Origin of the sequence: Halalkalibacter akibai JCM 9157 (genome assembly GCF_000513135.1) — a bacterium.
GTDB lineage: Bacteria > Bacillota > Bacilli > Bacillales > Bacillaceae_D > Halalkalibacter > Halalkalibacter akibai.
Genome location: NZ_BAUV01000008.1, coordinates 95,300 through 114,587, shown reverse-complemented (window position 1 = coordinate 114,587; position 19,288 = coordinate 95,300). Strand labels below are relative to the sequence as shown.

Genomic DNA, 19,288 nt, shown 5'->3' with positions numbered 1-19,288 from the left:
TATTTATATGCATATGTTGTGTTTAGTACGTACAGTTTTAACTGTACAAACGATATAGACTGAATTTGCTGTATTCTGCTCTTTGTGTAAAAGTCTCAAAAGCCTATAGAATAAATAAGGGATATGAAGAGGTGAAAAAAATGAATTCAAACAAACAGGTAAAAATCAAAGTAGATCAAGTAACAAAGATCTTTGGTAAAAATGTTAAACAGGCTTCAAAACAGCTTAAAGATGGTACATCTAAAGCTGAGATTTTAAAGAATACTGGCTGCACAGTCGGGGTCAATCAAGCAAGCTTCGAAGTTAAAACGGGTGAAATTTTCGTCATAATGGGACTCTCAGGTAGCGGGAAATCCACTCTTGTTAGACTTTTAAATCGGTTAATAGATCCGACTAGCGGCCAAGTTTTGATTGATGGCGACGATGTGGTCAAGATGTCGAATGACCAACTTCGAGAAGTACGAAGAAAAAAAATTAGTATGGTTTTTCAAAAATTCGCGTTATTGCCTCACTACACTGTACTAGAAAATACGGAGTACGGCCTTGAAATACAAGGTGTACCGAAAGATGAACGTCAAAAGAAAGCTCAAGAATCTTTAGAGTTAGTAGGGTTAAAAGGCTATGAACACCAGTATCCTAGCCAATTAAGTGGTGGAATGCAACAACGTGTTGGTCTTGCTCGGGCACTTGCTAATAATCCAGATGTGTTATTAATGGATGAAGCCTTTAGTGCACTTGATCCACTTATTCGTAAAGACATGCAAGATGAACTCCTTCAACTGCAGTCCTCTGTTGAAAAGACGATCGTTTTCATTACTCATGATTTAGATGAGGCGTTACGAATTGGCGACCGGATTGCATTAATGAAAGATGGTAAAATTGTTCAAATTGGTAGTCCTGAAGAAATTCTAATGAATCCATCCAATGAGTATGTCGAGAAGTTTGTAGAAGATGTTGATTTATCTAAAGTTCTTACCGCTTCTCATATTATGAAACGTGCAGAAACGGTTCAAGTTGATAAAGGACCACGCGTTGCTCTTAAATTGATGAAAGAACTTGGAATCTCCTCCATCTATGTAGTTGATAAACAAAAAACGTTAATTGGAGCCGTTACCGCTGATGCAGCTTCTGCTGCGATAGAAAAAAACCAGACGTTAGCTGATATTACTGAATCAAATGTAACGACTGTTACTCCAGATACGTACCTCACGAATTTATTTGAGGAAGTTTCAAATGCAACGGTGCCTGTTGCCGTTACCGATGAGCAAAATCGTTTAAAAGGTATTCTAGTAAAAGGCGCGGTCCTTGGAGCTCTTGCAGGAAATGAAGAACATATTAATAACTTAGTTTCACAGCCGGAGGTGATTTAAATGGAAGATCTAATTCCTAAACTCCCATTGGCTGAATGGATTGACGTTTTCGTTGCTTGGTTAACTTCAAACTTAAGTGGTGTGTTCCAAGTCATTAGTGTCATTTTACGAGGTGTTGTTGATGGGATAGAGTGGCTTCTTATTTTGCCTCCTCCTTTTCTACTAATCTTGTTAGTCGCTCTACTAGCTTGGAAAACGAGTAAATGGAGAGTTGCCTTGTTTGCCGTACTAGGCTTACTCCTTATTTGGAACCTTGGTTACTGGGAACATATGATTAAGACGCTCGCTCTTGTTCTTACCGCGGTTTTTGTCACGATTGTGATAGGAATTCCTATTGGGATTTGGGCATCACAAAGCAAGAGAGTTAAGCAAGTTGTCACCCCTATTTTAGATTTGATGCAGACAATGCCAGCTTTTGTTTACTTAATCCCTGCCATCTTTTTCTTTAATATTGGTGTCGTTCCAGGCGTATTCGCATCTGTTATTTTTGCAATGCCGCCGACGATAAGATTAACGATTCTTGGGATTCAACAAGTTCCAGAAGATCTGATTGAAGCCACCAACGCATTTGGTTCGACAACGAAACAACGCTTATTAAAAGTTCAACTACCTCTTGCCATGCCTACGATTATGGCAGGAATTAACCAAAGTATCATGTTAGCTTTATCAATGGTTGTTATTGCAGCCATGGTTGGTGCTCCTGGACTTGGAACTGAAGTGTACCGAGCTGTGACCCAAATTAAAACTGGAGTTGGTTTTGAAGCTGGTCTAGCTATTGTCATTATTGCCATTATTTTAGACCGGATTACTCAAAATATAGGAAAGAAAAAACAAGGGGGAACACATTAATGTTTAAGAAATTATTAGGTTTAACTACAGCATCTGTTTTAGCTTTAGGTTTAGCAGCATGTGGAAGTGAAGATGCTACAACGGAAGAAACACCAGCAGAAGGCGGTGCAGAAACATCAGCTTCAGTTGGCGAACAAGTTGACTACACAATTGTCGGGATTGATCCTGGCGCAGGTTTAATGAACATTACTATTAACGACGTATTACCTGAATATGGACTAGAAGATGATTGGACAGTTATTGAAAGTTCTGGTGCAGCAATGGCTGCTTCTCTAGCTAGTGCTTATGAAAATGAAGAGCCTATTATCGTAACGGGTTGGAGTCCACACTGGAAGTTTTCTGAGTTCGATCTGAAATACTTAGAAGATCCATTAAACCTTTACGGTGGTGCTGAAGATGTTCATACAATTGCTCGTTTAGGATTAGAGGCTGATCATCCTAGCGCGTACCAATTGTTGAGTCAGTTCCAATGGGAGCCTGAACATATCGAGTACACAATGGCTTTAATCAATGATGGCATGAATCCAGATGAAGCTGCAGAACAATTTGTAAGTGAACATGCTGACTTAGTTGCTACGTGGACAGAAGGTGTTGACGCTGTTGAAGGTGATAGCTTTACATTGTTATATGTAGCTTGGGACGATGTTATCGCAGGTACAAATGTAATAGGTCATGTGCTTGAAACAGTTGGTTATGATGTAGACCTTACACAAGTTGATGCAGGTCCAATGTGGGCTGGTGTTGCAACAGGTAGTGGTGATGCGACAGTTGGAGCATGGTTGCCAACTACTCACTCAGATTACTACGCACAATATGAAGGTGACTTCGAAGATTTAGGATCAAACCTTCACGGAACAGCTTTAGGATTAGTTGTACCGACTTACATGGATATTGATTCAATTGAAGATTTAGTAAAAGAATAATAATTGTTAAGAGCCCAAATCCTATGATTTGGGCTCTTTTCATATAATTTGTTGGATTCGCTTAACGAACCCGTTTCATTACGCTACAGGCACTTGCTTTCCGCGGGGAGAAAGCCAAGCCACCACGACTTCGTCTGTGGTGTCTTGCCCTTTCCTCTTTTCCTGCAGGAGTCAAGTGCCTTCCGCTTCATTCCACTTTGTTAAGCTATTCTTTAATTAGATCACTAAAAAAAGTTATACCGTTAACTCACCATCATAAGACGTAATAATTTTATATAAATCAGGTCGACGGTCACGGAAGATCCCCCACTCTATTCTTTGTACATCAAGAGCGTCAAGATCAAATTCTGCCACTAAAACAGTTTCCTCAGTCCTACCAGCTTCCTCTATTTTATTTCCTTGAGGTCCAGCAATAAATGAAGAGCCGTAGAATGTAATTTTAGAATCTTCATCTTCTTCTACCCCAATTCGATTTGAAGCAATTACAGGTACGAGGTTAGAAGCAGCATGACCTAACATACACGTTTGCCAGTGGTCTTTTGAATCAATTGTTGAATCATGTGGTTCCGAACCAATAGCAGTCGGATAAAATAGAATTTCAGCCCCCATTAGCACCATACAGCGTGCTGCCTCAGGGTACCATTGATCCCAACAAATTCCGATGCCAATTTTCCCATAACGAGTATCCCATACTTTAAAACCAGTATCCCCAGGATTAAAGTAGAATTTCTCCTCATAACCAGGGCCATCTGGAATATGACTTTTACGGTAAACACCAAGTATTTCTCCATCTGCATCAATAACCGCTAATGAATTATATCTTGCATTGTTCTTTTTTTCATAAAAACTAATAGGCAAAACAACCTCAAGTTCTTTTGCAATTTTTTTAAAATGTGAAACAGCTTTGTTTTTTTCGACTTCTGTTGCATAGATATAATAATCGGACTTTTCTTTTTGACAGAAATAAGGTGTTTCAAATAGTTCTTGTATTTGAATAATTTGAGCCCCTTTGCTTGCAGCCTCACGCACAAGCTCTTCTGCTTTTTTAATATTATTTTCAACACTACCCTGGTCACCCATTTGAGTAGCGGCAACTTTTACTTTTCTCAATGCTATTCACCTCTATTTCGATTGATCTACTATCATTTGCTGAGTCGTACAATGGACATTTCCGCCCTCTTTGATAATCGCCATACCGTCAATCGTTCTAATCTTTCTATCGGGGAAAGTCGCTTGAAGCACGTCGATCGCTTTTTGATCGGTTTCTTGGGCCGTCCCACCAAAGATCGGCAAAATAATGCCTCCATTAACAAAATAAAAATTCAAGTAACTAAGTGTTAGCCTGCTGTCTTCAAAATATACAGCTGGTGGCTGCTCTATTTCAATAATTTCCAGTTTACGTCCTTGTGCGTCTGTTGCATTTCTTAAAATTTCAAGGTTTTCCTGTGTAATTTGATAGTTAGTATCACTTGGATCATGACAAACTTGTATGATTACTTTTCCAGGAGCGGCAAAACAAGCAACGTTATCGACGTGACCATCTGTTTCATCGCCACTTAAACCTTTATTAAGCCAAATAACCTTTTCCACATTTAAATAGTCTTTAACGTATTGCTCAATTAATTCTTTAGTTAAATCAGGATTTCGATTTGGATTAAGCAGGCATTCTTCTGTCGTAAGTAACGTCCCTTCACCGTCAACGTGGAAAGAGCCACCTTCCATAACAAGTTGGGCATCAAATTGCTTTATATTGTAATGCTCAAGAATTTTAGGAGCTACTTGATCATCTAACGTCCATGGAGAATATTTTTCTCCCCAAGCATTAAATACCCAATTTACACCCGCTATTTCACCTTGATCATTTTGAATAAATGTCGGTCCATTATCACGAAGCCAAGCATCATTATGCTCGATTGGTAGTACATCAACTCTGTCAGTTGCAAATAATTTTTTAAGTTCTTCTATATCACTTGGGTTTGCTATCACTGTAACAGGTTCGAATTCAGCAATTGCCTGAACCAATTCCGTATAGCCATCCCAAACAATTTTATAATCATCAGGATATACCATTGATTCTTTCACAGGCCAGGATATGAAAGTTCTTTGATGAGTGGTCCATTCAGCTGGCATCTTAAAACCTAATTCTCTAGGATACATTGCGTCCATCTCTCTTTTTCTTTATTTTTTCTAAGCTTTAAGAAACATCATATAACAAAGTTTCGTCATTCTCAAATGTTACTTCTTACAAATTCTTTCTTAAAACGCTATGTATTTACATCATCTTTCAAAAATAGAAATGAAACGATGAAACATTTTAGCAAATTGCTTCGTTTTACAAATAGTTCCATATTTTCAGTCGAAACATTTTACTTTTCGACTTCAGTTTTCAACAAATTCCTTGTCCCTCCTTGTCTTATAATTTTTAGTAGATAATAACCATTTATGGGGGTTTATGATGAAAAAATTAACCGTTTTACTTATTCTAGTATTTTCTACCTTTTTTCTTTTTAGCCAACCGACTTTTGCTAACTCTAGCAATCAACTAATTATTATTAATAAGGCTTCTAATCAACTAGCTTATTATAATAATGGAAAGATTGTGAAGACGTTTAAGGTCGCCACAGGTAGACAAAGTGGTTACACTCCTGAAGGAACATTTAAAATCGTCAATAAAATTAAAAATCGCCCTTACTATAAAGCGAATATAGCAGGTGGCGCTACCAATAATCCATTAGGTGATCGCTGGCTTGGTTTAAATGCTCGTGGGACCAATGGAACAACTTATGCGATTCACGGAAACAACAACGCTAACTCAATTGGTACTTATGCAAGTGCTGGCTGTGTTCGAATGCATAACGATGAAATTCGTTGGTTATTTGATCAAGTACCCGTAAATACAACTGTAATCATTACAAATACAAGTAAAACCTTCGATTCAATCGCTGCTTCACACGGATATAATGTTGGCAGCAAACTAAACAATGTCACTACTTCAGTAAAGAGCCCGCAACCTACAAATACATCAGTAAAGTTCACAGCAACTACTTCAGCAGGTAAAGACCCATTATTCAAGTATTCTGTTTATGACGGAAAAAAATGGACCACTATACAAAACTACTCTACTAGTAAATCCGTTAACTGGAAGCCAACTAAAGCTGGTTCATATAAAATTAAAGCTCAGGTGAAAAGTCGCAATTCTAAAAAAGCTTTTGATGATGAAAAAGTGTTTAATTACACGGTATTCTCACCAGCTAGTGTAAAAAATGTGGCTACTAGTGTCTCGAGTCCACAACCGACCAATAAGAACATCTCGATTTCAGCTACAAGCAATAGCAGTCAAAACAATGAATATAAGTTCTCCATCTATGACGGTGAAAAGTGGAAAACCATTCAAGGCTATTCTTCCAATGCAAAGGTTAATTGGAAACCAACAAAAGAAGGATCATATAAAATTAAAGTTCAAGCAAGACACAAACTCTCTAAGAAAAAATTTGATTCAGAGAAAACGATGAAATACACTGTTTATGCGCCAGCCAAGGTTACATCATTTAAAACGAATTTAGCAAGTCCAAGTCCTAGCGATGCTACGGTACAATTAACAGCTCAGTCAAACAACAATAAAAATAACCTTTTCAAGTTCCTTGTTCATGATGGTTCTAAGTGGAAAACGGTGCAAGACTTCTCTTCTAATTCTACGTTTAATTGGAAACAAATGAATGAAGGTTCTTACAAGTTAAAAGTTCAAGTAAAACATAAATCATCAACCAAATCTTTCGATCATGAAAAAGAACTGAATTATGTTATCTTTAAGAAAGCAACGATTGATTCAATCCAAACAAATAAAGTAAGTCCACAATTCACCAAAACGAATATTGTCATTTCTACACCATCAAACAATAAAGACCATCTATACAGATTTAGAATTCATAATGGAACAGAGTGGAAAACGGTGCAAGATTTCTCAAACAAATCCACTTACGATTGGAAGCCTGAATATGGTGGACAATATATTTTAAAGATAGAAGTTAAACACAAATTCTCCAAAGAAAAGTTTGATGCATCACAAGAGCTGAAATATATTATTAATTCACCTGTTACCCTAACAGACATTGCTCCAGCAAATCTCGTTCACCAACCGGGTATGATGTTGACGGTTAGCGCAACTGCAACTGGAGGGTCAGAGCTCATGTATAAATTTGAAATTCTAGACGGCTCTACTTGGAGAACACTTCAAGACTACTCTTCTTCAAACAGTGTTGTCTGGGAGACTCCTAAAGAGGAAGGTGATTACACTATCAGAGTCTTAGTGAAGAGCAAAAATTCTCCTGACTTCGAGGCTACCTTGGAGCAAACTTATACTATTAAAGAAATAGATGAGTAACAAAACCCAAAACCTGCTATGAGCAATCATAGCAGGTTTTTTTCGTTTCACGTGAAACAATAATTATATTCTTCGCTCCATTAATGTTGATACATCTTGAAAACCTAGTGAATCGTATAAATTTTTTGCAGGATTGCCAGAAAAGACATTTAACTGCACGCGTTTAAATCCTTTTCTTTTATAAAAGTCTATTGCATATTGCATTAATATTTTTCCATATCCATGTTTCCGCCATTGTGGTAACACATAAAGCTCTAACACCATTCCAACTATTTCATGTTCATATGGTAATGGAGTTTCTCCTAATAAAATCCAACCATGAATTGATTGATGATCTCCTATCACATAATATTCTCCTTTATAATGATTCATCATATCAAAATTAATTAAAGCTGGATTTCCACTCATATAACCTAATGTCGCTTCTTGTTGTACAATCGCGGCATGATTTTGAATCATTTGCAAATCTAGATTAGTAGCTTTTCTAATCATCTCTAATCCCCTTCTTATTTGTGTTTTCAATATTGTATTCATTCAATAAGCATTGGTTATTGAATCTTCATTGATAAATTAGCTGTACGTGTTATGCTAAAAGAAAGACAAATGTAGGGTGATTGAAATGAATAATTGGGTCTCCACAGCAGAGAAAAGCAGTTTCTTGAAATGGTTCCTTCAACATCATCAGCTAAAACATAAAGACGCACGTATATTAATAGATTACTTAGTTAAACAACATCCGATTCTAGAAAATCTTAGTTTCACTAACTCTATTAAACAAGGAGAAAAGACGATAGTCATATCCAGCATGCAATCTGATCAACCAGGTTTTGTTTATTACAATGGAAAAAGAAAAACGGAAGATGTCTCTAAAGCACTTGGGGATTTAATGAATCAACCAGCTGACAAATTGAATATAATTCTTCATTTTTACGGTAAACAGTCGAATCAACGCTTCCTTCAGCTACTTGAACCGTCCAGAGATTACTTTGTTCGTTATAAACAATTTGAAGAATACTCTAATGAAACGAACTTGCTTATTGAAAAAACACTTATTGACCAGGAAATTAAAAAAGTTCGTGAGCAAATTGATGAAGCTTTAGATCAGAACGATAAACAATTATTTAATAGGTTAGTTGAACGATTACAACAATTAAAAGAATTAGAAAAAAAATAACCTAAGAGGGCCCTTGTGGTTCTCTTTTTTATTTTTCCTTGCGCATACTGATAAAAAATAACAACATACTAAAATTGACAAATCAAATACGAAAGAAGGATTTCAAATGGAAACACATGATAACCAAGGTTTTTCACATGATGAATTTAAACTGAACCAAACTGGGTTTAACATGGCTATGCCTGGTCACCAATCAAACCACCCAAATGACATGGTCTTAAGACAAGAACCCAGAACAGCACGTAAAGAAGGTTCGGGTATAAGCCTCCCTTATGAGACTCGCTTGGAAATGGGCTTAATGTTAGATGAACACCTTTGTGCTTTAAATGTTGCCTTGCACCAATATACAAAACACCACTGGCTTACAGAAGGTGCAGAATCATTTGGTAGCTTACACCACATCCTTGATGAACACATCGACGTCACTCAAGATCATATTGATAGGGTTGGCGAACGTGTCGCTAGGCTCGGTGTCGTTCCCACTGCTCATCCTGTTACCCAACATGAAATCTCATACATCAAGCATGAAGTCGAAGGTCGTTACACAATGCGAGATTATCTTCGTAATGATTTAGAACATGAAATTAAAATTCAAGGGATGATGAGAAAAACCATCAAACGTGCTCACAGCCTAAATGACTTTGGTACCGTTCAAGTATTAGAAGACATTTTATTGAAGCGCGAGGATCTTGGTTATCACCTATGGAGTCTTTTAGAGGATGATTCTCTTGTTCGTGGTATGACTCACCTACTGGATGGTCAAAATGATATTGCCTCAAATCGCAACCTCAATCCAAATCTTAAGCAATAAATTCATATAAAAAAATGATGCAAAAAGGGTTGCCCCCTTCTTGCATCAACCTATCATATGCATAATTGAGTTACTTGCTCTTTTTCATCTTGAAAAACAATTCGATTTCTTCCCTGCTCTTTTGCAGTATAAAGTAACTTATCGGCTTCTTCTATCAATTCAAGTGGTGTTTCTTCCTTATGTTTAATGCAACCAAAGCTCATTGTGACTGAAAATGAGCCAATTTCAACAATAAATTGTTCAGCTGCTATTTTATCTTTCATTTCACTTAGTATTGCTTTCACAACTGCCTCTTCGTTATATAAGATGAGAGCAAATTCCTCTCCCCCGTATCTAAACGCATTTCCAAACTTAGCAGAAACAGTCTCTTCTAATATAGTAGCTATCCTTTGTAGAACCTGATCCCCTACTACATGCCCATACTTGTCATTTACCTGCTTAAATTTGTCGACATCAGCTAGTACGAGATAAAATTTATTCTTTTGTTCATACGCTTTTTTTAAGTGTTCTTGAAAAGAGCGGTGATTCAATAAGTTAGTTAAAAAGTCCCTGTTTGCGATCCCTTCTAGTACTGACTTATCTAGAAAATGCTGCCGCTCTCTTGAAACGATCAATCCGCCAATAAAGCCAACTAAAAATAAAAACACTAGTTGAGAAATAAAATAGGTAACCGTTTCTAAATCAAATGCTCCTTGAATAACAAACACACCTGAATATCCCAACATAAGTAAAACGGAAGTGATTAAAGCTCCTGTAAATTTCCAGTAAACGGAGGCATGTAAGATGATTAAATACCCAATTGGAAATAGTGGACTGTCTATACCTCCAGTAAGAGCTATTAAAGCCAAATACGCAATGTAATCAAAGACCGGACTACCTTTAGTCATAATGGTATACCATTTTGACCTAATTGGAGCTTTATGTAGACAAAGATCTGCTAATGCCATATATATAACACCAAATAACACAAGGTATACAAATAAATACAATTGACTCGTTTTTCCTTCTTCGTATTGAGACCAGAAAACAAGAATTGACACTACTAGAAAAAACCAACGGGATGAAGAAAAAATGATTTCTAATATATGGTCTGATTGATATGCTTTTCTAAGAAATGATTTCATTATACTCATAATCTCCACACCCCATAACTACTACTTTATTCCTATTATAAGGGTAAAATGTGGAAGATGCTATAGCAGAAAAAAATAAAAAGGCTAGGATAATAAGTTTTTAATAACGAGACATTCGAACGAAAAGAGGGTAACAGCGTAGCAAATGCTCCGGAAATACACTTAGCTTTCCGCGCGCGGCTCGTGAGCCTCTTAATAAGACCACTGAAAAAGGTTTATTTCACCTTTTTTAGTGGTCTACCTCTTAATCCCGCAGAAGTCACGTATATTTCCTCCGCTAAGGCTCTTCTACGCTCATTTAAAAACTTTAGTTATGTCCTAGCCTCTTTTATTTTAATTTAAAACTCTATCAAAAAATTGTTTGAAATCATCATCTGTAGCTGCTCCAACGATGCGTTCTTTTTCTACCCCATTTTCAAAATGAACAACAGTTGGTGTAGCATCTATGTTGTATTGATTCCACCCTTCTTCAAATTCAAGAAGATTATATTGCACAAGATTAATGCCAGCATCATCGGCAAGTGGTACTAGACGAGGTGTTGTCTCCTTACAGAATTGACAAGTAGAACTATAGAAATATACCGTTACCGATTCCTCGTTAGAAAGTTGACTTTCTAATTCAACTGGTAAAATAATATTTTGATAGTTTTCATTGTTTAATAAATCTAGAGTTGCCGGGTGTAATTGAGTTTTACCAAATGGGTTTCCTTCAGCTTTTTTTGTTTGTTGTGCATTATTAACCACAATTAACGAAACAAATAACAGCAAAACAACTCCACCAAAAATTAGGATTTTTTTCATTTATTTTAAATCCCCTTTCATTCTTCTTATTATCAAGATACTACAAACGAAAATAATAGCAAAAGCGGTTAAAGCTAAAAACGGAATCGTGACAAAACCAAACCAATTAATATATTGCCCTGTACAAGGAACTCTTCCACAGCTTGGCGCCGTTTCAGCAAAAAACGAGATTTTCTGAATTGCATAATGATAGCTTGCTAGACAAAATCCTACAAATGAAAATACTGCAGAATAAATAGCCACACTCGCATCTTTTCTCAAAATACCAATCGCTAAGATAAGAACTAACGGATACATGAGAATTCGTTGGTACCAACATAGTGTACAAGGTTCATACAGTCTAATTTCAGAGAAATATAAGGAACCTAATGTAGCAATTAGAGAGGTAACCCAAGCAACAATCGTAATATTTTCAATTTTATTCTTCATGAGTTCATCCTCTTTTTCTATGTGAGATTCAAATCTCATTATACAAAAAAACAAAAATACAAGCTACTTTTTCAAGTTCCAAGCTTAACAAATTTTAGGTTTTCTTTTACGACGAATAAGGAATATTTCAAATAAGTCGTTTTTTAGGAGTGAGCTTAATGGAATTGTCAGCTCTTTTTATTGCTGTACTATTCATTTGTATTTATTTATTAGCTAACAAAATCATCCCCACAGCAAAGATAAAGCGGCTACGCTGGCTTTCCTTTTCAGGTGGATTAGCGGTCTCTTATGTTTTTGTTTATATTTTACCTTCAATGCATAGAGAGCAACAATCACTTGAACAAACTGAAAATCAACTAACAATGAGTTCCGAACTTTACTTTATCGGTTTAATTGGCTTACTAACCTTTTTTGGTCTACAAACAAAATTAAGTCAGTTAGGAAAAACAGAAGTAAAAACAAAACAACCTTTATTATGGACGCAAACTATTTTTTTCGCTTTTTACAACTTATTTATTGTTTATACGGTTATTACCTCTCATGTAACAGGCATCCAAGCTCTTTTCTATGCAGCAGCAGTTGGCTTGCACTTCATTGCAGTATCTCATGATTTGTGGCGTGAAAACCAAGAGATTTATCTCAAATACGGACGTTTTATTATGGTCTTCTCTATAATTGCTGGGTTATTTATTGGCACATTTATACCATTAGGTTCATTAGCCGATTCTCTCATATTTGCTTTTGTATCTGGTGCAATGATTTTAAATGTATTAAAAAATGAACTCCCTAGTAATCAGGAAGCTCATTTTCCGACATTTGCTTTTGGAGTCATTGCGTATACATCTTTTACTATTACGTTAAAATTCTTTTTCGAATGGTGATCTTTACAAAATGTTTTCAAACATTACATAAACACCTGACACATACTTAACATCTATTTAAACTGGCTTTGTTATCTTCTTATTAGACAAGCTCCTAGATCATACTTCATACAAACAAGTGGAGGAATGTTTAATGAACGTTGGTAATGATGGTTTAAACAGACGTGATTTCTTAAAAATGGGTGGCATTGGTACGTTAGCTTTAACTCTTGGAACAACTGGGCTTTTTTCTTTTAATGGTTTAACAAAGACTGCAGCTGCAGCAGGAAATCCTACGAGTGGTTTTGGTGGATACGGTCCATTAGTTGAGGATCCAAACGGAATTGTCGATCTTCCAAGAGGATTTCAATATAAAATCATTTCACGTACAGGAGATCCGATGTCAAATGGAGACAGTATCCCAGGATTAATGGATGGTATGGCTGCTTTCAAAGGTGAGAAAAACACAACCATTCTCGTACGTAATCATGAGTGTGGCACAAATCACCAATACCCAGTAAATGGGAAAAACCCATGGAGTAAAGGCGCTGCTGGTGGGACTACCGCCCTTGTTGTTTCACCAAATCGGGAGGTTATAAGTGAATATGTCTCGAACTCAGGTAACATTCGTAACTGTGCAGGAGGGCCGTCCACTTGGGGAACGTGGTTAACATGTGAAGAAACTCGTAATATGGGCCATGGTTTTGTTTTTGAAGTCGATCCACTTGATCCTGAGAATGAAATGTCTAGAACACCGATTCGTGATATGGGTTACTTTTCTCATGAAGCTTGTGCAGTCGATCCGATGACAGGAGTTTGGTACTTAACCGAAGATAATAGTCCAAGTTTCTTTTATCGTTTTACTCCATATGATCGAAGTCAGAAGCTTGGGTCCCTACAAAAAGGTGGAAAGTTAGAAGCTGCTGCTTTTGATGAGTTACCTTCCAATCAAGCAAGCCAATTTGCATCTGGTCAAAAATTCGGGGTTGTTTGGAAGGAAGTGAACCCAGAACGTGCAAAAGAAGATGCCACTGCACTTGGTGCATTCGTTTTAGCCGTTTAGAAGGAGCTTGGTTCTCAGAAGGTGCATTTTGGTTCGATGATACGAATGCAGGTTCAGGCAGACATGGTCGAGTTTATCGATACTTCCCTTCAACGAATACACTAGAGCTTTTTTATGAGTCTTCCGACAGCAATGATTTAAGAGCTCCAGATAATATCACGATTACTCCTTGGGGAGATCTGTGGATTGCAGAAGATGGATCAGGCCCTGACCGCATTATTGGATTAACACCAGAGGGCAATGTCTACCCATTTGCATATAACCGTTTAAATGGCGAAGAATTTGCGGGTCCTGTTTTCTCCCCTGATGGTAAGACATTGTTTGTTAATATTCAAACACCAGGTTTAACTCTTGCTATTTGGGGACCTTTTGCCCGCAGAAATGCTGCACGTGCACGCACGATGAATCACGCTGCTCCACCTGCAGGCTTTGCTCCTAAAGTAACAGACAAGCTAACAGCATTTGCAGAAGAACAAGGAATTTCCATTCTTGAAGCCGCTGCACTAGAGAGACATGGGGTTACAATTTAGAATAAATTAACCGGGTGATTGAAAAAACGATTTAAACTCTTGTCGACTCATAAAGAGCATTTTCTTTGTGAGTCCATTTCCTCTTTATTATTGTTCAAAGGAGAATTAATATGCTTACACTAAGTTCAAGTCAAACAAAAGAAGCACCTACCTCAAATTCTCAAACTTCTAGTCATACAAAGAAATTAGCTTGTACAAACTGTAAAAAATGCAATGTTATTCTTAAAATGAATGACTAATTTGAATTAAATTCATTTTCTTTTCTTTATTATGGGAATAAGAGGTTTGATCGAGACCTCATAGGCAAAGCCAAAGAGGCTCGGCACCTCCCCGCTGTAAGCGAGGAAGGCCAATGGAAAAGGGTGGTTAATGGCCTCGAAAGCAAAGGGATGTAGCGATATAACCGCAGTATCTTTATTAAACTCACTTATTAACAAACTTTCTCAAAATATGCTTATAAAAAAAATCCCCTCTTCCTATAAAAAATCAAGATAAAGCGCAACATAAAGAAGAAGGGAGTTGTTTAAATGAAAAATAATATTTCTAGCTTACAAGCTCAAAATGAAATTTTTCAAGCACAGCAATCTGTCGAGCACGTTCAAAACGCTGTCAGTCAGGCACTAAGTCACCCTAATGAAAAATTGATTGATCAAGCGTATCAATCAATTGAAAAAGCGGAACACGCTCTTAAGCAAGCTTCTAGTTTTGATAACCAAGATGCGGTTGCCTTAGTTCAGTCTGAGTTAGAACAACAAAAACAAGCTTTGCAGCAATTATCTAACCAACAATAAGCAAAAAGGGATTATCGAAAAGTTCTACAGACTTTTCGATAACCCTCCCGTTTATAACTTGTATCTTTGAATTAAATGGCTTAAGTCTTGCGCCATTTCACTTAACGCTTCTGCTGATGTTGAGATTTCTTCCATTGAAGCTAGCTGTTCTTCAGAAGAAGAAGCAACGTTTTGTGAGTTAGCTGCCGTTTGTCTTGCAATATCCTCCAACAATTCAATGGTTTCTTTTACTTTCGTTGTATTTTGATCAATCAGAAGAGCAGAACCAGAAACACGCTGGATTTCTTCTGTCACTTGTTTAACTGATTGTAAAATGAGTCCGAATAAGTCACCCGCTTCGTTTACAAGAGTCACACCATCTTTAACATCACCTGTTCCTCTTGACATCACTTCCATTGCAGCGGATGAATCAGCTTGAATCTCCTTGATTAGTTCTGAAATAAGATTCGCTGATTGCTTGGATTCTTCTGCTAATTTCCTAACTTCATCAGCAACTACAGCAAAACCTTTTCCATGTTCTCCTGCTCGGGCCGCTTCTATTGCTGCATTTAAAGCTAGTAGATTGGTTTGATCTGAGATGCCTGTAATCACTTGGATAATTTGACCAATTTCTGAAGAGCGGTCATCTAACTTCTTTACCACCGTTGATGAATCATGAACAGATTGTGTAATTGAACTCATTTGATTAATGATTTGACCAATCATTTTGTTGCCTTTTTCTGCTTCTTTTGCTGTCTTATTAGATTGCTCTGCCGCATTTACTACAAGTCCAGTTACCTTATTAATTGAATCAGACATTTCATTTAAAGAAGTCGTCCCTTCTTCAATACTACGAACTTGCGTTTCATTTGATGCTGCAATGGATTGCATCGCCACTGTAACTTCATTTGTAACAAATTTCGTTTGTTCTGCACTAGCTGTTAACTGCTCCGAAGCCGCTGCAAGTTGATCACTTGAGTGATTAACTTCATTTAACAAGCCTTTAATCGTGTAGGTCATTTCTTTAAATGAGTTAGCAAGCTCACCTATTTCATCATTAGACTGTATTTCAGGTATTTCAACAGCTAAGTTTCCTGCTGCTATTTCCTTAGCACTTTGATTCAAAAGTTGAATTTTCTTCAAATAGCTTCTTATAAATAGATAATAAATAACTGACCCTGCAAGTAACGTTAACACACTGACTAGTAAAGACATTATCTTTAAAATACCAGTATTTTCATAGAACTCTTCTGTGTAAGCCCCAATTCCAACCATCCAGTTCCAAGGCTCATAGAAACCAGTGTAAGCTAACTTCTCTCTTGCTACCGTTTCTCCTGAATTTATCCAATCATAAACATGGACACGGTCTTTAGGATTCTCTATTTTTGAAGCAGCTACAAGTTCACGAATTAAATAATTATCATTCGCATCTTGTAAATCTGTTAAATCTCTTCCCTCAAGTCCCATTGGATGAATTGCCGCAACATGATCATTAGTAAAAGCAAACATATAGCCTTGCTCTTTATATAAAAAAGCGGCTTTTTTATAATCTCTAGTCTTTTCCTCAACATTCATATACGGACCAGCTAAATAGACTCCAGCCATTTCCTGGGCTTCAGCTAAGGTTAATTCCCCAGCTACAACGCGGTTGTTTAAACTATCTAAAATAGCTAAACTCCCATTAATAGAATGTTGTAAATCAAGAACTCCTGCATCAATTAATTGTTTTTCAGCAAATTTATAACTGGTAACACCAAATAATAATGAAACAACAATTAAAATGAGAACATTTAACATTAGAACTTTTTTAGTTAACCCTTTTATTTGAAGCGCTTTCATATACCTCTCCCCCATTCTGAAAATTTTGTATATACTTACTTATCGGCAAAGATCGACAAAAGCTTTAGCTTTTATCCTAATACAAAAGAACTATTTTTACTTAATGGTATATACAAAACCGTTTAATGAATAGGAATAGAAGAAATCTATCTGCAATAATCATTCGAAATTAGCTAAACAAAAAACCAACGTCTTCGGTATCACCGATTACGCTGGTTAAAAGAGATTCCTATTTATTCATTTGTGCTAAGAAGTCACCCAATAAATCTTCTCCGTCTTCTTCCGAATCCGCTTCTTCCTCTTCTCGAGTGGAAGCAACCTCATCTTTAACTTTGCCCCAATCAAAATTCATTAAATCATCGTCAGATACTTTAGGTTTTGAGATGATTTCTTCTTCAAAAATATCCTCAACATCTTCAGTATAATCCGATTCTACTTCTTCTGTTTCAAGATCTTGATTTTCTTGAAGATAAAGAGCTTCATCAATGTTAAATGAATTACTGTTTAAAGCAGCTAGTACCGATGTTGCTCGGACTGGATCGCATAATAGTTGATAGATAATACTTCCTAATAACGATTCAGAGTGAGAGTGTTTAAGCCAACTTCTTTGTTCTTTACTAAGTTGCCTCGGAAGCGGAATTGTGACCGTTTCTCTTTCTTTAGTTAAAGTATTACTTACCCCTTCAATCGTGAATTCAGCGATTTTACTAGAGAAGTTTCTTCTTTCTGTTTCTTTTAATTTTTGTAATTGTTTTATGATGTGATCAGGTGTATCAGAAGGGAGACGGAATGTTATCGCCTGCCCTCTCTGTATTCCCGTCGTCCCCTTTTTTGTCATCAAATCACCCTACTAGTTTTTCACGGCCTTTTTCTCGGAATCTTTTACATTCTTTCTATCAAAAGCAGCAATCAACTTATAATAAGCATTTGCCATCATCCAAATACTTTCTTTCTCATCTTCAAAAAACCCAATATTATATCCATCTAAGTTGTTATTTAACGTAATTAAGTAATCTTTTAACACCATCGCTCCGCCACCGACAAAATAAGCAATTTCTGTTTGCGAGTTCTTCTGCCAAACATTGCGAAGATGACGGTATTGCTTTTTCGCTAACTCAACAAGAATTCGGTCCGTTATATCATGAACACTCGTACGACTTCCTTTAACCATAATATGGTTACGATCTTGTTTTTTCGTTAAAATTTCAACAACATCTCTACGGCTGTCGAGTTCCACACCGTGTTTTGTTCTAATTTCTTCACGAATCGCTTCAAGTGATTCAGACACACCTAAATTGAAACCTTGAGCTTTATCATCATCTACATTACGGTTTTTAATAACCGCGATATCTGTTGAAAGACCACCGATATCTTGAATGATGATGCGCTTATCTACTAAATCTCTATTAATAATGTTTAAATTCTTATCCATTACCAAGTTAATATAAGCAGCAAAACCTTCTGGATACACTTTTAATTGATCGAAACGAATATTTACTTTTAAGCCTTGGTATTTTGGTGTTACTAAAAATTCAACTTGGTGAACAGAGCTTAATAAGCGTGATCTATAGCCTACATCTTTACCTTCCTTTACTTCACGAAGTGGAAGTCCTGTTCCAAGAGTGTAGTTTGCATCTACTACGTTATTATTCTTTTTGAAAATATCCTTATTTTCTTCTCTAACAGCATCTAATGCTAATGAAGCAAACAACATGACTAAAGTTTGATCTTCTTCTGATTTACTGCTTCCTGGATCTAACTCTGATGGGTTGTCACTTTTAGTAGCCAGGTTTCCAACACGATAAATGACATTGTTTTCTTTCAGGGCAGGGGAGTGAACTCTAATATGTATTCCCTCTAAAGGATCTTTGTCATTTAATTCTTCTATTCCAATTACAGGTCTATCTTCTGTATCTCTAGCAATTACATTCGGAATACTTAATTCAAAATCAGCTTGTCCAAATAACGCTTTAATTGAATCGTTACCTACGTCAATTGCAGCAATTCTACTTTTACTCATATAACCACACCTTTTATTAAATTAGAGGGGTTCAACTTTATCCCACCTACTACAGATTATAATAGAGTAGTAGATTCGTCAATCAGCCTTAAGTTGTATTCAATTTTGAATACATGTATACAAAAACGTATACAACAATAACAATTTGTACACACGTTGCTACAACAACATGCATACTTGTTTGTAAACTTGTATACATTAATGTAAACATAATGTTTACATATTTGTAAACTTGTATACTTTTATGTATACATTAGAATTCCACACTTAAAATAGTTAAATATTCCCTAATCTACTCCTTTTTAACTACCTTACATATCACTCTATCTTCTCCC

The 19,288-nt window shown here is 36.4% G+C and carries 19 protein-coding genes; 10 read left to right on the top strand and 9 right to left on the bottom strand.

The features are described from left to right. Window positions 1–140: 140 nt before the first annotated feature. The 3 genes from proV to JCM9157_RS07180 are packed head-to-tail and all read left to right on the top strand — an operon-like array spanning window position 141 to window position 3,142. A complete protein-coding gene (gene proV, locus JCM9157_RS24980) occupies window positions 141–1,370 on the top strand; it encodes a glycine betaine/L-proline ABC transporter ATP-binding protein ProV (RefSeq protein WP_035663399.1) in 1,230 nt (409 codons plus the stop codon). Next, entirely contained in the window at window positions 1,371–2,219 is an 849-nt protein-coding gene (locus JCM9157_RS24975) for an ABC transporter permease (RefSeq protein WP_035663398.1), read from the top strand. It abuts the gene before it with no gap. Beyond that, complete coding sequence (locus tag JCM9157_RS07180) at window positions 2,219–3,142, top strand: glycine betaine ABC transporter substrate-binding protein (protein WP_035663397.1); 924 nt, start codon at window positions 2,219–2,221, stop codon at window positions 3,140–3,142. The genes JCM9157_RS24975 and JCM9157_RS07180 overlap by 1 nt, the downstream gene beginning before the upstream one ends. 234 nt (window positions 3,143–3,376) lie before the next feature. Here JCM9157_RS07180 and aguB read toward each other — a convergent pair whose 3' ends face one another. Both aguB and JCM9157_RS07170 read right to left on the bottom strand, forming a co-directional pair. Beyond that, window positions 3,377–4,252 (bottom strand): N-carbamoylputrescine amidase, encoded by an 876-nt coding sequence (gene aguB, locus JCM9157_RS07175; protein WP_035663395.1) that lies wholly within the window; start codon window positions 4,250–4,252, stop codon window positions 3,377–3,379. 12 nt (window positions 4,253–4,264) lie between these two features. Continuing rightward, a complete protein-coding gene (locus JCM9157_RS07170) occupies window positions 4,265–5,299 on the bottom strand; it encodes an agmatine deiminase family protein (protein ID WP_035663393.1) in 1,035 nt (344 codons plus the stop codon). Between the two features lie 298 nt (window positions 5,300–5,597). Between JCM9157_RS07170 and JCM9157_RS23290 the strand changes: the two genes are divergently transcribed. Continuing rightward, window positions 5,598–7,523, top strand: coding sequence for a triple tyrosine motif-containing protein (locus JCM9157_RS23290; RefSeq protein WP_052013002.1), 1,926 nt, complete (start codon window positions 5,598–5,600; stop codon window positions 7,521–7,523). A 63-nt stretch (window positions 7,524–7,586) separates the two neighbouring features. On the opposite strand, the gene JCM9157_RS07160 is transcribed toward JCM9157_RS23290, so the two are convergent. After that, window positions 7,587–8,015 (bottom strand): GNAT family N-acetyltransferase, encoded by a 429-nt coding sequence (locus tag JCM9157_RS07160; protein ID WP_035663391.1) that lies wholly within the window; start codon window positions 8,013–8,015, stop codon window positions 7,587–7,589. Between the two features lie 127 nt (window positions 8,016–8,142). On the opposite strand from JCM9157_RS07160, the gene JCM9157_RS07155 reads away from it, so the two are divergent. Both JCM9157_RS07155 and JCM9157_RS07150 read left to right on the top strand, forming a co-directional pair. Continuing rightward, window positions 8,143–8,697 (top strand): YpiB family protein, encoded by a 555-nt coding sequence (locus JCM9157_RS07155; RefSeq protein WP_035663389.1) that lies wholly within the window; start codon window positions 8,143–8,145, stop codon window positions 8,695–8,697. A gap of 106 nt (window positions 8,698–8,803) precedes the next feature. Further along, window positions 8,804–9,508, top strand: a complete 705-nt coding sequence (locus tag JCM9157_RS07150) for a Dps family protein (RefSeq protein WP_035663388.1) — start codon at window positions 8,804–8,806, stop codon at window positions 9,506–9,508. A gap of 53 nt (window positions 9,509–9,561) precedes the next feature. Here JCM9157_RS07150 and JCM9157_RS07145 read toward each other — a convergent pair whose 3' ends face one another. The 3 genes from JCM9157_RS07145 to JCM9157_RS07135 form a co-directional block, all read right to left on the bottom strand. After that, window positions 9,562–10,641, bottom strand: coding sequence for a GGDEF domain-containing protein (locus tag JCM9157_RS07145; RefSeq protein ID WP_235714841.1), 1,080 nt, complete (start codon window positions 10,639–10,641; stop codon window positions 9,562–9,564). Between the two features lie 333 nt (window positions 10,642–10,974). Continuing rightward, window positions 10,975–11,442: a thioredoxin family protein gene (locus tag JCM9157_RS07140; protein ID WP_035663385.1), complete on the bottom strand. Its 468-nt coding sequence runs from the start codon at window positions 11,440–11,442 to the stop codon at window positions 10,975–10,977. Continuing rightward, entirely contained in the window at window positions 11,443–11,871 is a 429-nt protein-coding gene (locus JCM9157_RS07135; protein WP_035663384.1) for a disulfide oxidoreductase, read from the bottom strand. A gap of 158 nt (window positions 11,872–12,029) precedes the next feature. Between JCM9157_RS07135 and JCM9157_RS07130 the strand changes: the two genes are divergently transcribed. The 4 genes from JCM9157_RS07130 to JCM9157_RS07115 all read left to right on the top strand — a co-directional run bounded on the left by JCM9157_RS07130 (window position 12,030) and on the right by JCM9157_RS07115 (window position 15,115). Further along, window positions 12,030–12,752: a hypothetical protein gene (locus tag JCM9157_RS07130; protein WP_035663382.1), complete on the top strand. Its 723-nt coding sequence runs from the start codon at window positions 12,030–12,032 to the stop codon at window positions 12,750–12,752. A 133-nt stretch (window positions 12,753–12,885) separates the two neighbouring features. Further along, window positions 12,886–13,794 carry an alkaline phosphatase PhoX gene (locus JCM9157_RS25685; protein ID WP_268870926.1) on the top strand — a complete coding sequence of 303 codons (909 nt, stop codon included), beginning with the start codon at window positions 12,886–12,888 and terminating at the stop codon, window positions 13,792–13,794. Further along, complete coding sequence (locus JCM9157_RS25680; protein ID WP_268870925.1) at window positions 13,722–14,324, top strand: alkaline phosphatase PhoX; 603 nt, start codon at window positions 13,722–13,724, stop codon at window positions 14,322–14,324. The genes JCM9157_RS25685 and JCM9157_RS25680 overlap by 73 nt, the downstream gene beginning before the upstream one ends. Window positions 14,325–14,851: 527 nt before the next feature. Continuing rightward, on the top strand, window positions 14,852–15,115 hold the full coding sequence (locus JCM9157_RS07115; RefSeq protein WP_035663379.1) for a hypothetical protein: 264 nt from the start codon (window positions 14,852–14,854) through the stop codon (window positions 15,113–15,115). 51 nt (window positions 15,116–15,166) lie between these two features. Here the strand turns inward: JCM9157_RS07115 and JCM9157_RS07110 are convergent, their stop codons facing one another. The 3 genes from JCM9157_RS07110 to JCM9157_RS07100 form a co-directional block, all read right to left on the bottom strand. Further along, window positions 15,167–16,933, bottom strand: coding sequence for a methyl-accepting chemotaxis protein (locus tag JCM9157_RS07110; RefSeq protein ID WP_035663378.1), 1,767 nt, complete (start codon window positions 16,931–16,933; stop codon window positions 15,167–15,169). Between the two features lie 229 nt (window positions 16,934–17,162). Next, the gene (locus JCM9157_RS07105; protein WP_035663377.1) at window positions 17,163–17,771 is read right to left on the bottom strand and encodes a hypothetical protein; all 609 of its coding nucleotides are present in this window, start codon (window positions 17,769–17,771) and stop codon (window positions 17,163–17,165) included. 12 nt (window positions 17,772–17,783) lie between these two features. After that, complete coding sequence (locus JCM9157_RS07100) at window positions 17,784–18,953, bottom strand: ParM/StbA family protein (protein ID WP_035663376.1); 1,170 nt, start codon at window positions 18,951–18,953, stop codon at window positions 17,784–17,786. Between the last annotated feature and the right edge of the window lie 335 nt (window positions 18,954–19,288).